The organism is Kitasatospora sp. NPDC088742 (assembly GCF_055584905.1).
The window spans coordinates 2202-17028 of record NZ_JBVJLD010000017.1 but is presented as its reverse complement, the minus strand read 5'-3'; the positions used below and the strand labels follow the sequence as shown (position 1 = coordinate 17028).

Genomic DNA, 14827 nt, shown 5'->3' with positions numbered 1-14827 from the left:
GGTACTCGTCCCATCAGCGCCTTGCAGCGCTCAGTGTATCGGCCCGCACAACCGTTTTGTGTCGCACGCCGCCGGAGGCGCTCGGGGCGTCGTGGTTAGCAGGTGACGATCTGGGCACAACCTGGTCAGCATCCGGGCTGGACGGCTAGCCGGGTCGGATCGGGTGGGAACCGGCGGCCGTATCGGTATGTCCCATTGTGAGGGGATTCGATGGGGATTATCGTTCCGGCACGGAAACCGCCGGGAACCGGCGGTTCGTTTCGTTCGTAGATGAGGTCGAAGCCATGGCTGAGAAGGCAAGTGGTGCTACCGCCACCACCGCCACCAAGCGGACGCACAAGGCCGTGGCGGGCGACTCAGGGGAGGGGACCGTGACCACTACACGGCGCAAGACCACCACCAGCACCGGCCGGGTGGCCGCCACCAGCCGCAGTCACGCCCCGGCGGGCAGCGGGGCGCGGGGCGCGGAGTCGGTGGACCCGGCGGAGCTCCCGGTCCGCCCCGGCGAGGACCCGTGGACGGCGGCCGAGGTGCAGGAGCTGCACCAGGAGCTGAACGAGGACGCGGACCGGCTGCGGGCCGAGATCGCCGCCGCCGAGCAGGCCCTCAACGGCCTGATGCGGGACTCCAACGACGGGGCCGGCGACGACCAGGTGGACGCCGGGACGAAGAACATCAGCCGGGAGAGCGAGCTGGCCCTGGCCAACAACGCCCGGGACAGCCTGGCCCAGACCGAGCGCGCCCTGGCCCGCCTGGAGGGCGTCGGCTTCGGCGTCTGCGAGTCCTGCGGCCAGGCCGTCGGCAAGGCCCGCCTCCAGGCCTTCCCGAGGGCGACGCTCTGCGTCACCTGCAAGGCCAAGCAGGAGCGCAGGTAGTCCGGTCCGAGCACAGGTGACAGGTGGGCCACGGGGTCGAGCGGGTGCCGTACGCTCGACCCCGACGACCTGTCCACCCCACCCCATCCCGGCAGCGGAGCGGATCATCAGTACGCCAGGTTCCCCCCAGACCCAGGACGACGACGTCCAGCCCGCAACCGACGTCGCGGAGGCCGCAGTGACCACCGAGCCCGACTCCGCAGCGGCGGCCGCCGCTGAGGCGGTGCGGCGGCGCCGGATCGGCGTGCTGCTGGTGGTGGCGCTGCTCGCCTACCTGATCGACCTCGGCAGCAAGCTGCTGGTGGTCGCCCGGCTGGAGGGCCACCAGGCCATCGAGGTGATCGGGGAGTTCGCCACCTTCCAGGTGATCCGCAACCCCGGTGCCGCGTTCGGCATGGGCCAGGCGATGACGGTGGTCTTCACCGCGATCGCCACCGCCGTGATCGTGGTGATCTGGCGGATCGCCCGCAAGCTCTACAGCCTGCCGTGGGCGATCGCGCTCGGGCTGCTGCTCGGCGGGGCGCTCGGGAACCTGACGGACCGTCTGTTCCGCTCGCCGGGGGTGTTCCGGGGGCACGTGGTGGACTTCATCTCGGTGCAGCACTTCGCGGTCTTCAACCTGGCGGACTGCGCGATCGTCTGCGGGGGGATCCTGGTGGTGCTGCTGTCGTTCAAGGGGAGCAACCCGGACGGGACCACGGCGCCGGCTTCCGGCAAGGGCGAGTGAGACCGACCGGCAAGGGTGCGGCGGCTCGGCGGTGATCCGGCGGGGTGGCCGTCCGGCATACTCGTACGGGTGAGTACCCCCGCACAGACCCGCAGCCTCCCCGTTCCCGACGGCCTGGAGGGCGAGCGTCTCGACGCCGCCCTGGCCCGGATGTTCGGTTTCTCCCGGACCAAGGCGGCCGAGCTCGCCGCCGACGGGAAGGTCACCATCGACGGCACGACGGCCGGCAAGTCGGACCGGGTGTCGGCCGGTGCCTGGCTGGAGGTCGAGATCCCGGCCCCCGCCGCACCCGTCCAGGTGGTGGCCGAGCACGTCGAGGGCATGCGGATCGTCCACGACGACGACGACATCGTGCTGATCGACAAGCCGGTCGGCGTGGCCGCGCACCCGAGCCCGGGCTGGACCGGCCCGACCGTGATCGGCGGCCTGGCCGCCGCCGGGTACCGGATCTCCACCTCCGGCGCGGCCGAGCGCCAGGGCATCGTGCACCGGCTGGACGTCGGCACCTCCGGCCTGATGGTGGTCGCCAAGTCGGAGCGCGCGTACACCGACCTCAAGCGGCAGTTCCACGACCGGATCGTGGAGAAGAAGTACAACACCCTGGTGCAGGGCCACCCGGACCCGATGAGCGGCACCGTGGACGCGCCGATCGGCCGCCACCCCAGCTCGGACTGGAAGTGGGCCGTCACCCAGGACGGCAAGCACTCCATCACCCACTACGACCTGATCGAGGCGTACCGGGCGGCCTCGCTGCTGGACATCAAGCTGGAGACCGGCCGCACCCACCAGATCCGGGTGCACATGTCCGCGCTGCGCCACCCCTGCGTGGGCGACCTCACCTACGGCGCCGACCCGACGCTGGCCAAGCGGCTCAAGCTGACCCGGCAGTGGCTGCACGCGGTGCAGCTCGGCTTCGAGCACCCCTCGGACGGGCAGTGGGTGCAGTTCTCCAGCGGGTACCCGGAGGACCTCCAGCGGGCGCTGGACATCATCGCCTCGGAGAGCTGATGGGCGCCGAGCTGCGGACCGCCCTCTCCGAGGCCGACCTGGCGCTGGTCCGGGAGGTCCGGCACGACGTCTTCGTGGTCGAGCAGGGCGTGCCGGTGGAGCTGGAGTACGACGAGTACGACGCCACCTCGGTGCACGTGCTGGCGGTCGGCGAGGACGGTACGGCGCTGGGCACCGGGCGGCTGATCCACGGGGCCGAGGCGCTGGGCATGACGGGCCGTCAGGGCCGGGTGCTGCTCGGGCGGCTCGCGGTGCGCAAGGCCGCGCGCGGCACAGGGCTCGGCGCCGAGCTGGTGCGGGCGCTGGAGGAGGCCGGGCGCGAGCACGGCGGCACCGAGCTGGAGCTGCACGCCCAGGTGCAGGCGCTGGGCTTCTACGAGCGGCTCGGCTACCTGGCGGAGGGCCCGGTCTACCAGGACGCGGGCATCCCGCACCGGACGATGACCCGGGTGCTCTGACGTAGGCGTGCCGTGGGGCCCGGGCGGATCTCCGCCCGGGCCCCACGGCGTCTGCGACCTTCGGCAGAGGGCCGCTCCTCCCGGGGGCGTACCGGGCGGCCCCGTCTCGCACCGGAGAATGGGTTGATGGCTTCCACCCCCACCCCCCAGGACCGCGGCCGGCCGGGCCGGCCCGGCCGGGCGCTCGCGCGCGCCTGCGCCGAGGTGGCCGGCGGGGCGGTGCTGGTGCTGGTGACCCAGCTGATCCTGACCGGCCCCGGGCCGTCCGCCCGGGTGCAGCTGCCGCTGGCGGCGGCCGCGCTGGTGCCCCTGACGCTCCGTCGGCGCTTCCCGGTGGCGGCCCTGCTGGGTGCGGCCGCCCTGCTCGGCCTCTACCCGCCGGCCGGGCTGCCGGCCGCCGTGGTCGCGTACTCCTCCGCCCGGCGGCTGACCGAACCGCGGCGCCGGATCGCGGCGCTGCTCGCCGCGGGCGGGCTGACGACGGCGGTGGCCGCGGTGGCGGCGCCCTCGTTCGGCTACGGCGGGCACGGGTTCGGGCTCGGCTACGGCGCCGTGCTGGCCGCCACCACGCTGGTGCTGCCGGGGCTGCTGGGCGGCACCGGCGGGCAGGAGGAGCGGCTGCTGCGGGCGCTGCGGGAGCGGGCCGAGGCGGCCGAGGCGGCGCGACGGTCCGCGGACAGCGAGGCCCGGACCCAGGAGCGGTCCCGGATCGCCGCCGAGATGCACGATCTGATCGGCCATCGGCTGAGCGTGGTCTCGCTGCACGCGGGCGGCCTGGAGATGGCGATGGGGGAGCAGTCGCCCGAGCTGCGTGACGAGGCGGCCCTGGTGCGCCGCTCGGTCGGCGAGGCGATGCGGGAGCTGCGCGAACTGCTCGGCGTACTCGGCCCGTTGGAGCCGGCGGGCGGCCCGGCCGCCGCGACCGGCGCCACCGGCACCCGGGCCGACGTGGCGGAGTTGGCGGGGGAGTCGCGGGCGGCGGGCGTCCGGGTGGCGGTCGCGTGGGAGGGGCCGGACCTGGACGGGCGGCCGGCCCGGGTGCGGCACGCCGTGCACCGGGTGGTGCGCGAGTCGCTGACCAACGTGCACCGGTACGCCGCCGGGGCCGAGGTGACGGTGGCCGTCGTCCACACCGCGGACCGGGTGGAGGTGCGGGTGCGCAACGGCGAGCCGCCGGTGCCGCCGACGGCCCGGACCGGGCTGGGCACCGGGCGTGGCCAGGTCGGCCTGCGCGAGCGCCTCGCCCTGCTCGGCGGCACCCTGACGGCCGGTCGGACGGCGGACGGCGGCTACGCCCTGTCCGCCTCGATGCCGGCCGAGCCCGGGCCCGCCGCCCTCCGGACGGCCGAGGAACCGTCAGGAGCCGCTCGCGGCACCGGAGGCGGCGCCGCCGGCCGACGGGCCGTGCGGGTGGCCGGCGGGCTGGTCGGGCTGCTGGGCGTGGGCGTCACCATGCTGGGCGGCCTGGCCCTGGTCTCGCAGGCCTTCCAGGCCCCGGAGCCGCTCGCGGCGCAGGCGGAGCCGGTGCTCGGGATGGACCGCGCGGCGCTGATCCAGGCGGTCTACGGGGACGACCCGGCGTCCCGGGCGGCGGCGGCCGGCCGGGAGCCCGCCCACCCGGCGGGCGTGACCGAGTGCCTCTACAGCCCCCACCTGCCGCTGCCACCGCCACCGCGACCGGCCGGGCCGGAGGCGGAGCCGGGCGGGCTGCGGATCACCCGCTACTGCCTGCGCGACGGCGTGCTGGCCGCCATCGACCCCTTCACCGTGCCGCTCGCGGCCCGCACACCGCCCTGGGAGAACCCGTGACCCTGCCCGCCGACCGGCCGATCCGGGTGCTGCTCGCCGACGACGAGGTGCTCGTCCGGCACGGCGTCCGGCTGATCCTGCGTCATGCCGAGGGCATCGAGGTGGTGGGCGAGGCCGCCGACGGTGAGGAGGCGGTGCGGATCGCCGCCGAGACCCACCCCGACGTGGCGCTGGTCGACGTCCGGATGCCGGTGCTGGACGGGCTGGCCGCGATCGGGCGGCTGCTGGCGCTGCGGCCCCGGCCGCAGGTGGTCATGCTCACCACCTTCGGCGACGAACGGAACGTCACCCGGGCCCTGCGCTCCGGCGCCACCGGCTTCCTGCTCAAGGACGAGGGCCCGCAGCAGTTGGTCAGCGCGGTACGGGCGGCCGCCGCCGGGGACGCGGTGCTCTCGCCCGGGGTCACCCGGACCGTGATCGAGCGGATGCTGAACGGCGGCGCCGGGCCCGGGCCCGGGCCCGCCGCGCCGACCGTCTTCGAGGAGCGCCTCGCCGCGCTCACCGAGCGGGAGCGCGACGTGCTGGCGCTGCTCGGCGAGGGCCTGGCCAACGCGGAGATCGGCCGCCACCTGGGCATCGGGGTGGGCACGGTGAAGACCCACGTCAGCGCCGTCCTGGTGAAGACGGGCACCGAGAGCCGGCTCCAGGCGGCGGTGCTGGCCCACCGCTCGGGGCTGAGTTCCTGAGCCGCCTCTGCCGGAAGAGGGAGCCGGCCGTCCGCCCCGGGGAGCAGAGCGGGCCCCGGCTCCGGCCTCGGACAGAGGCCCAGGTCAGGCCCTGAGGCCGACGGTCGGGCCGTCCGGCGCTCCGAGGATGGGAGGTGACCACCCCACCCCGCACCGGAGCTGACATGACGACACACGCGCCCGCCCGTTCCCGCACCACCGCCGCCCGGACCACCGGGCTGAGCAAGGTCCACGGCGAGGGCGGCACCAGGGTCGTCGCCCTGGACTCCGTCTCGGTGGAGTTCGCCCGGGCGCGGTTCACCGCGATCATGGGGCCGTCCGGTTCCGGCAAGTCCACCCTGCTGCACTGCCTGGCAGGTCTCGACCGGGCCACGGCCGGGTCGGTGCGGATCGGCGACACCGAGCTCTCCGGGCTGAACGACCGTCAGCTCACCCGGCTGCGCCGGGAGAAGACCGGCTTCGTCTTCCAGGCCTTCAACCTGCTGCCCACCCTGACCGCGCTGGAGAACATCACCCTGCCGATCGCCATCGGGGGTGGCCGGCCCGACCGGAAGTGGCTGGAGCGGGTGGTGGAGAGCGTCGGCCTCACCGACCGCCTCGGCCACCGTCCGGCCCAGCTCTCCGGCGGCCAGCAGCAGCGGGTGGCGGTGGCCCGGGCGCTGGTCTCCCGTCCGGAGATCGTCTTCGCGGACGAGCCGACCGGGAACCTGGACTCCCGCTCCGGCGCCGAGGTGCTGGGCCTCCTGCAAGGCTCCGTCCGGGAGTTGGGGCAGACGGTGGTGATGGTCACCCACGACCCGGTGGCCGCCGCGCACGCCGACCGGGTGGTCTTCCTGGCCGACGGCCGGATCACCGACGAGCTGGGCGCGCCCACCGCCGAAGGCGTGCTGGAGCGGATGCGGCGGTTCGACACCGCGTCCCGGACCAGCTGACCCTCCCACCCGTCCTCCTCCGGACCTCAGGAACGAGACCTCCACCATGCTCCGCACCGCCCTGCGCGGCCTGCTCGCGCACCGCGCCCGACTGGTCGTCACCGTCCTCGCCGTCACCCTCGGCGTGGCCTTCGTCTCCGGCACGCTGGTCTTCGGCGACACCGTCGCCGGTGCCCTGCGCGGCGCCGCCACCAAGGACCTCAGGGGAGTAGCCGTCGCCGTCCGGGCCGAGTCCGCCGCCACCGGTGACGGCCGGGACGGCGGCCGCCGCACCGCGCTCACCGCCGAACTCGCCGACCGGGTGCGGTCGGTGCCCGGCGTGACCTCCGTGCGGGCCCTGGTCGAGGGCAACGCCACCGTGGCGGCCAAGGACGGCCGCCCGTTGAACGCCGAGCAGCCCTGGCAGAACCTGGCGGCCAACTTCTCCCCCGACAACCCCGGTGCCCCGGGCGGCGGCGGGGACGGCCGCCATCCGCTGCGGGCCGGGCGGGCCCCCGCCTCCGCCGCCGAACTCGCCCTGGACCGCCGCACCGCCGAGCGCGGCGGGTACCGGCTCGGCGACCCCGTCCGGCTCGCCGCCGACGGCCCGACCCTCACCAAGACGCTGGTCGGCATCGTGGACACCGAGGACCCGCGGGTCACCGCCGGCGCCACCCTGGTCCTGCTGGACACCGCCACCGCCCAGCAACTCCTGCTCCAGCCCGGCCAGTTCGACGAACTGGCGGTCGGCGCCGCCCCCGGCGCCGACGACCGGGCACTGGCCGACCGGATCCGCGCGCTGCTGCCCGCCGACGGACTCACCGTCACCGGCGGGACCCAGCTGGCCCGGGAGCAGGCCGAGCGGATCGAGGAGAACACCAAGGGGCTCACCCGGCTGCTGCTGGCCTTCGCCGGGATCGCCCTGTTCGTCGGCTCCTTCGTGATCGCCAACACCTTCACCATGCTGGTCGCCCAGCGCCGCCGGGAGACCGCGCTGCTGCGCGCCGTCGGCGCCTCGCGCGGCCAGGTGGTCCGCGGCGTGCTGGCCGAGGCCGGGCTGCTCGGCCTGCTGGCCTCCCTCGCGGGGACCGGGCTCGGCCTCGGCATCGCCGCCGCGCTGCGCCCGCTGCTGGGCGCCGGCGGGACCGAACTGCCGGACGGCCCGCTGGTGGTGACCGCGGGCGCGGTGCTGGGCTCTCTGGCGGTCGGGGTCGGCGTCACCCTGCTCGCCGCCTGGCTGCCGGCCCGCCGCGCTGCCCGCATCGCGCCGGTCGAGGCGCTCACCAGCGCCGAACTGCCGCCGCCGGCCCGCAGCCTGAAGCTGCGTCACACCCTCGGCGGCCTGGTCACCGGCGCCGGGGTGCTCGCCCTGCTGTACGTCGCCTCGCAGCGCACCGGCAACGACGACAACCTGCTCGCCGCCGGCCTGGGCGCCGTGCTCCTGCTCACCGGCACGATCGTGCTGGCGCCGCTGCTCGCCGGGCCGCTGATCCGGCTGGCCGGGGCGGCCACCGCCCGGCTGTTCGGCGTCACCGGGGTGATCGCCCGGGAGAACGCGCTGCGCAACCCGCGCCGCACCGCGGCCACCGCCTCCGCGCTGATGGTCGGGCTCGCCCTGATCACCGGCCTGAGCGTGACCGGCAGTTCGATGGACGCCGCCCTGCGGGAGGCGGCGGTGTCCGGGCTCACCGCCGACCGCAAGGTCTCGTTGGCCGGCCCGGGCGGCCTCGACCCGGCCGCCGCCGAGCGGCTCGCCTCCGTCCCGGGCGTCACCGCCGCGGTGCCGCTCGCCTCGGCCGCCTTCCGGGCGCGCGACCACTTCACCACCCTCACCGGCGTGGACCCGAAGGGCCTGGCCGCCGTCTCCGACCTGGAGTTCGGCAGCGGTTCGGCGGCCGGGATCGGCCCCGGCCGGGTCGCGCTCTCCGACGCGCTGGCCGCGAAGACCGGGCTGACCACGGGCGACGTCTTCGAGGGCCAGTTCGGCGCCGCCCCCGCCCGGGAGTTCACCGTGGCCGGCGTCTACCGGCAGACCCGCGCCTTCGGCGGCGCCCTGGCCACCCTGGACGAGACCCTGCCGCAGTCCTTCGACGGCAAGCCGGACACCGTCCTGCTGCGGGCCGCCCCCGGCCGGGCCGGCGAGGCGCTGGACCGGGACGTCCGGGCGGCGCTCGGCGGCAGCCCGCTGCTGCGGGTGCAGAGCCAGGAGCAGCTGACGAAGGCCGAGGCCGGGCAGGTGGACGCGATGCTCGGCATGGTGGCCGGGCTGCTCGGGATGACGGTGGTGATCGCGGGCTTCGGCGTGGTCAACACCCTGGCCCTGTCCGTCTTCGAGCGGACCAGGGAGATCGGCCTGCTGCGCGCGGTCGGCCTGGACGCCCGCGGCGTGCGGCGCACGGTGCGCCTGGAGTCGGTGGTGATCTCGCTGTTCGGCACCGTGCTCGGCCTGGCCTCCGGGATCTTCCTGGCCTGGGCCTGCGGCGGCCTGGCCGCCACCGCCCTGCCGCAGTACGCGCTGGTGCTGCCCTGGGCCCGGCTCGGTCTCCTCCTGCTCCTCGGCCCCGCGATCGGCGTGCTGGCCGCGCTCTGGCCGGCCCGCCGGGCGGCCCGGCTCGATCTGCTCCGGGCGATCGGCGCGCAGTAGGCACTACCAGCGGCTTTGCGTGCCGCCCGGGGGCGGTCTGCCCTTCCCGGTCCCCGACCGGTCACCGGGTGGCTGCCCTTCCCGCTCGGTGCTACGTGAACGACCGGGCAGAGTTTGCGGTGAAGTGCCCCGAGGGGCCTTCCCAGCTTGAGCGGCGTGTCCCGGTGGTGTTTCGATGACGGCCACTGCGCAGCGAAAGGCCGGATTCCGCCTGGTCGGCTGCCGACCGCAACTCTCGCGCCCTCGCCCCGTAGACGCCGCCACGTGACCGGGGTGCCGGGCGAGCTCTGCTGACGTTCCTTGGGAGACCCGTGAGCGACGTGTTTTTCACCGCCGGATCGCGCCGACTGCCCTCCGGGCGGATCGAGTTGGCGATCGATCAGGAGGGCGGGCTGACCGTCCGCCGGCTGACCGCCGAGCGGACCGAGACCCGCGGCGGTGCCGTGGACCACGCGGTGCACCAGCGGCTCCGTGCCGCGCTGAGGACCACCCCGGGGACACCGGGGAGGGGCCAGGATGTGGGCCTGGCCGAGGAGTCGGCGGCCCGGCAGCTCACCGTGGGGGAGAGCAGCTGGGCCGACGGCACCGACACCCCCGTACCGCCGGTCGGCCGGCTGCTGGAGGCGCTCGCCGTCCAGCTGCTGCAGCCGCTGGAGTACGGCCAACTCCCGTTCGCCGTGGTCCGGTCGGAGACGGCCGGGGCGGTGGACGACACGCTCCGCCCGGCCGCCGCGATCGGCACCGTCGGCGGTTCACCCGCCTACGTGCTGGCCGACGGCGCGGCCGGGTTCGACCTCGGGCGGCTGCCCGGCGGCGCCTCGCTGGGCGGCTCGGACGGTGCGGACGGGCTGCTGCCGACCGCCGTCGCGCTCGCCGAGGTGGCGGGCCGGGAGCTGTTCGCGCTGGGCGCGGCCGACGGTGCCGTGCAGGTCTGGGACGCCGACACCGGCGAGCTCGCGCACGGGACTTCGGGCGGCGAGGGCGCCCAGCTGGTGGCCGCCGGCCTGATCGGCGGGGTGCCGCTGGTCTTCTCCGGTGGCAGCCGGGGCGAGCTGCGCGCCTGGCAGGCCGAGGACGGCCGCGGACTGGGCCTGCTGGCCGTCGGCGACGAGGGCGTCACCGCCCTGCTGCACGCCCGGGTGGCCGGGCTCGACCTGGTCGCGGCCGCCGCCCCGGACGGCACCGTCCGGGTCTGGGACGCCGCGCGCGGTGCCCAACTCCAGCTGCTGGTCGGCCACTCGGCGCCGGTCACCGCGCTGGCCGTGCTCCCGCTGGGCGAGCAGGCGCTGCTGGCCACCGGCGGGCGGGACCACGAAATCCGGCTCTGGGACCTGGCCACCGGCCGGCCGGTGGCCGAGTTCTCCGGCCACTCCGCCACCGTGACCGGCCTGGCCTTCGCCGAACTCGACGGCCGCCCGGTCCTGTTCTCCACCGCGCTGGACAACACCCTGCGCAGCTGGGACGTGCACGCCGCCGAGGCGCTCGGCGGCCGTCCGGCGGGCGGCAGCTGGCTCACCGCCCTGGTGACCGTCCCGGTCGCGGGGACGGAGCAGCTGGTCAGCGGCGACGAGCACGGCCGGATCAGGTTCTGGGAGCTCAAGGGCGGTAAGCCGGTCGGCAGTTGCGAGCCCGAGGGCGCCGCTGCCACCGGCCCGGTCCCGGTCAACGCGCTGGCGGTGGGCGAGCTGCACGGCCGCCCGGTGCTGGCCGCCGGCTACGGCGACGGCCGGGTCCGGCTCTGGGACGCGGGCACCCGTACCGAGCTGTACGTGCTGGAGCCGGACGGCGGCCCGGTGGCCTCCGTCGCGGTGCTGGCCGACCAGGACGGGACGGACGGCCCGGCTGGGCCGGGCGGTCCGGTGCTGGTCTGCGGCACGGTCGCGGGCGCGGTCCGCTGCCACCGGCTCAAGGACGGCGCCCCGCTCTCGGTGCCCACCCCGCACACCGGCCCGGTCACCGCGCTGGCCTTCGCGGCCGCCGTCCCCGGCGCGGACGCGGTGCTGCTCTCCGGCGGCACGGACGGCACCGTCCGGGTGCGGCAGGCCCTCGACGGCGTGCCCGTCCGGCAGTTGACGGCCCACCAGGGCGGGGTGACGGCGCTGGTGGTGGGCGAGCTCGGCGGCCGCCGGGTGCTGGCCACCGCCGGGAAGGACCGCACCGTCCGGCTCTGGGACGTGGACGCCGGCCAGGCCGGCCCGGTGCTGGACGGACTCACCGCCCCCGCCGAGGTGCTGGCGCTCGGCACGCTGGACGGGCGGGCCGTCCTGCTGGCCGGCTGCGCCGACGGCGCGGTGCGCGGCTGGGACGTGCTCGGCGGGCACACGGTGGCCGAACTCCCGGGCGGCAGTGCCGAGGTGCGCTCTCTGGTCTGTCAGGTACTCGACGGGGAGGTGCTGGTCGCGGCCGGCGACCAGGGCTCGGTGCTCCGGCTCTGGCACCTGGCCAGCGGGGCCCTGGTCAACGAGGCACCGCTGGACCGCACCCCGCTGGCCATCGCCTTCGGCGAGGCGGGGCTGTACGTGGTCGGCCCCGGCGGGCCGGTCACGCTCTGACGTCGTTTCTCTGCAGGCTTCCCAACTGTCCTAGGGGTAGGGGTACATGACCGGCACTTCCGGTTCGTTCAGCATCGACCTGGCCGAGGTCGAGTCCTCCGCGACGATGATCCAGCGGATGCACGACGACCTCCAGGAGGCGTTCATCGTCCTGAAGACGTACGTGGGGACGGTGAACAAGGAGATCTACGGCAAGGACCTGGTCGGCGAGTCGCTGGGCGGCAAGACGGCGGCGGTGATCGGTCTGTCGGAGCAGCAGGACAAGGTGCTGGCCGGGATGAAGTCCTTCCTGGACAACACCGCCCAGGTGGCCGCCAACCTGAAGACCATGGCGGCCGGTCACCGGGGCACCGACACCGACAACGCCGACGACATGAAGAAGATCGAGCACGGCAACGACATCCCGCTGCCGCTGCCCCCGAGCTCCAACCTCGGCGGTGGCTACGTCTCGCCGCAGGCCCCGCCGAAGCTCGACTACAACCACGCGAGCGACCGGCCGGAGCCCGCTCCGCGCCCGCAGCCCGGTGCCGGCCGCAACCTCGTCACCTGAGCCCTCCGTTCTCCTCGTCCGTCCCCTCCCCGAGAAGTGAGTGACCCGCCGTGCCGATCGAGCTGCCTGCCGATCTCGAGGACGTGCTCAAGACCCTCCAGAGCAACGAGGAGGGCAAGGACGTCCTCTTCCCCGACGGCAACGAGACCCGGATCGCCGATCTGGCCGCTGCCTGGAAGAAGTTCAACGACGTCGCCGACGTGCGGATCCGGACGATCCTGGCGCACGCCCAGCGGGCCTGCGAGAGCATGTCCGGCGAGGCGGCCGACAGCTTCGAGCGCTACCTCCAGAAGTACGGGGTCGGGGAGGGCTCGCACGCCGGAACGATCCTGACGGCCGGAAAGCTGATGGAGCTTCATCTCAGCGGCGCCTCGCAGGCGATCGGCGACACCAAGACCGAGATGATCAACCAGCTCCAGTACGCGAAGAAGTACATCGAGCAGAACCCGGCCGGCAAGAAGGACGACATCGCCAAGTCCGGCGGCGTGAAGTCGGCCGTCGAGGCGTACCACACCTACGTCAAGAGCGTGACGGGCAGCGTCGACCAGATGCTGCGCAAGGGCGCCGACCACGGCGCCGCCACCGACGCGGCCACCGAGATCTGCAACCTCAACAAGGACAAGGCCGGCCCGCCGCCCGGCACCGAGATCAACTCGTCCGGCCCGGGCGGAGGCGCCGGGGGCGGTGCCGGTGGTGGCGGTGCCGGTGGCGGCGAGGGCGGCGGTGCCGGTGGTGGGTCCGGGTCGGGCGGTGGTGCCGGAGGTGGCGCCGGTGGCGGTGCGGGTGGTGGTGGCGGCGGTCCCAAGACCAAGCCCTACCAGCCGCCGAAGGTCAAGCCGTACGAGCCGCCGAAGGTCAAGAACCCGTACCTGGACGGTGGCGCGGGTGGTGGTGGCGGCGGCAAGTTCAAGCCGGCCGTCCAGCCGCCCGGCCTCAACCTGGCGAGCCACCCCGACTACAAGGGCAGCTTCGGCTCCACGCTGAGCCCGTACTCGTCCTCCTCCGGGTCGGGTGCTGGCGGTGGCGGCGTCGGTGGTGGTTCCGGTGGTGGCGCGGGCGGCGGTGGGCTCGGCTTCGGCGGGGTCGGCGGCGGTGCCGGTGGCCTCGGGCGCGGCGGCGGTCTGGCCGGGGCCGGCGGTGCGGGCTCCCGGATGGGCGGAGCCGGTGGCGCCGGTGCCTACGGACGCGGCGGTGCCGCCGGTACCGGGGCGGCGGGAGGCGCCGGGCGAGGCGCGTCCGGGATGCCGGGTGCGGCGGGCGCCGGTCACGGCGGCGGTGCCGGTGCCGGTGGTGCCGGGGCCGGCAAGGGCGGCGGCAAGTTCGTCCGGCCGACCCGCTTCGGCGGCGAGGAGGAGAAGCGCCGCCGCCGGGACCGGGGCATCGTCGGCGGCGAGCAGGTCGACCACGAGACGGCGGACCCGCACTTCGAGCGGATGCGGCGTCAGTGGCTGGACGAGGCGCGGGGCGGCGGGGTGCCGGAGGGTGCCGAGGCCGCGGCGGCCGCCGCGGCCGCGCAGCCGGCGGCGGCCGGTGGGGCCGACCTGATGACGCAGCTGGCAGGGGCCCTGCTGGGCAGTGGCGAGGCGGGAGCTGGTGACGCTCCGTCGGCTGACGCCGGGTCGGGCGCTCCGGTTGCGGAGGGCAGCGTCACGACGGCGGAGTCCGCCTCGGCGGGGAGCGCTCCGGTGGCGGAGGCTGCTCCCTCCTCCTCGGAGCAGGAGTACCTGGACCGGGCACGGTCGGTGGCGGAGCGGCGCGGGCGCACCGACGAGGACGCCCCGTCGCTCGATCCCGCACCGGCCGCACCGGCCGTCGAACCGACGCCGATCCGGCAGGAGGGCGGGTACGACGTGCCGAGCCCGTTCCTGCGCGCCGCGCTCACCCGGATCGCCTCGGCCGGCGAGGGCGCCCCACGGAGCTGACCGGCTCCCCGAAGTCCGGGCGGCGGAGGGCATCCCCCAGTCCTCCGCCGCCCCTGCTTTCTTCCCCTGTTCCGTAGACATCGATGAGGGACCGTCATGACTGACCAGTCGCCCTTCCGGCCGGCCGACTACGTGGAGAGCACTCCGCGGCGCGCCGTCATGGAGCCGCAGGCCGCACCGCTCTGGGGCCGGGGAGACGACGAGACGATCCCCGCGCAGTACGGACCGGCGCCGGACGATGTGATCCCGGCGCGGTACGGGCCGTCGGAGGACGTGATCCCGGCGAGCTACGGGCCGTCGGAGGACGTGATCCCGGCGAGCTACGGGCCGTCCGAGGACGTGATCCCCGCGCAGCACAGGATGCAGCCGGAGGCCGCACCGCTGTGGGGCGGTGGCGAGACCATGGCCGCGCAGTACGAGCCGAGGGTCGGCGGCAGCGTCGGGCGGCCGGTGGAGGGGGTGATCCCGGCCGAGACGGCGTACGAGCCCGGCGTGATGCGGGCGATGAGCGGGACGGATCCGTTCGGCACGACGATGCCGGCGCAGACGGCCGCTTACACGGAGGCGGTGCCGAAGAGTGCTGGTGTTCCGCTGAGTGGTGAGGCGGTGGCTGGTTCGCCGATGTACACGCAGGCTGTGCCGGCGAGTGCGGGCGAGTTCACGCAGGCGGTGCCGAAGAGTGCTG

At 75.3% G+C, this 14827-nt stretch carries 12 protein-coding genes; all 12 read left to right on the top strand.

The window, feature by feature from the left end:
• Positions 1-371: 371 nt before the first annotated feature.
• Positions 372-875, top strand: coding sequence for a TraR/DksA family transcriptional regulator (locus tag ACZ6ZR_RS15710; RefSeq protein WP_465642657.1), 504 nt, complete (start codon positions 372-374; stop codon positions 873-875).
• 85 nt (positions 876-960) lie between these two features.
• On the top strand, positions 961-1602 hold the full coding sequence (gene lspA / locus ACZ6ZR_RS15705; RefSeq protein ID WP_465642759.1) for a signal peptidase II: 642 nt from the start codon (positions 961-963) through the stop codon (positions 1600-1602).
• A gap of 69 nt (positions 1603-1671) precedes the next feature.
• A complete protein-coding gene (locus ACZ6ZR_RS15700) occupies positions 1672-2610 on the top strand; it encodes an RluA family pseudouridine synthase (RefSeq protein WP_465642656.1) in 939 nt (312 codons plus the stop codon).
• On the top strand, positions 2610-3068 hold the full coding sequence (locus tag ACZ6ZR_RS15695) for a GNAT family N-acetyltransferase (RefSeq protein ID WP_465642655.1): 459 nt from the start codon (positions 2610-2612) through the stop codon (positions 3066-3068). The genes ACZ6ZR_RS15700 and ACZ6ZR_RS15695 overlap by 1 nt, the downstream gene beginning before the upstream one ends.
• Positions 3069-3194: 126 nt before the next feature.
• Positions 3195-4877 carry a sensor histidine kinase gene (locus ACZ6ZR_RS15690; protein ID WP_465642654.1) on the top strand — a complete coding sequence of 561 codons (1683 nt, stop codon included), beginning with the start codon at positions 3195-3197 and terminating at the stop codon, positions 4875-4877.
• Positions 4874-5563 carry a response regulator gene (locus ACZ6ZR_RS15685; protein WP_465642653.1) on the top strand — a complete coding sequence of 230 codons (690 nt, stop codon included), beginning with the start codon at positions 4874-4876 and terminating at the stop codon, positions 5561-5563. Before ACZ6ZR_RS15690 ends, ACZ6ZR_RS15685 begins: the two co-directional genes overlap by 4 nt.
• 164 nt (positions 5564-5727) lie before the next feature.
• Positions 5728-6495: an ABC transporter ATP-binding protein gene (locus ACZ6ZR_RS15680; protein WP_465642652.1), complete on the top strand. Its 768-nt coding sequence runs from the start codon at positions 5728-5730 to the stop codon at positions 6493-6495.
• Between the two features lie 46 nt (positions 6496-6541).
• Positions 6542-9118, top strand: a complete 2577-nt coding sequence (locus tag ACZ6ZR_RS15675; RefSeq protein WP_465642651.1) for an ABC transporter permease — start codon at positions 6542-6544, stop codon at positions 9116-9118.
• 311 nt (positions 9119-9429) lie between these two features.
• Entirely contained in the window at positions 9430-11670 is a 2241-nt protein-coding gene (locus ACZ6ZR_RS15670; protein WP_465642650.1) for a WD40 repeat domain-containing protein, read from the top strand.
• A gap of 46 nt (positions 11671-11716) precedes the next feature.
• A complete protein-coding gene (locus ACZ6ZR_RS15665; RefSeq protein ID WP_465642649.1) occupies positions 11717-12220 on the top strand; it encodes a hypothetical protein in 504 nt (167 codons plus the stop codon).
• Between the two features lie 50 nt (positions 12221-12270).
• Positions 12271-14142 carry a WXG100-like domain-containing protein gene (locus ACZ6ZR_RS15660; protein WP_465642648.1) on the top strand — a complete coding sequence of 624 codons (1872 nt, stop codon included), beginning with the start codon at positions 12271-12273 and terminating at the stop codon, positions 14140-14142.
• A 96-nt stretch (positions 14143-14238) separates the two neighbouring features.
• Positions 14239-14827, top strand: a 589-nt coding sequence (locus ACZ6ZR_RS15655) for a hypothetical protein (RefSeq protein WP_465642647.1), incomplete at its 3' end; no start/stop codon positions are given.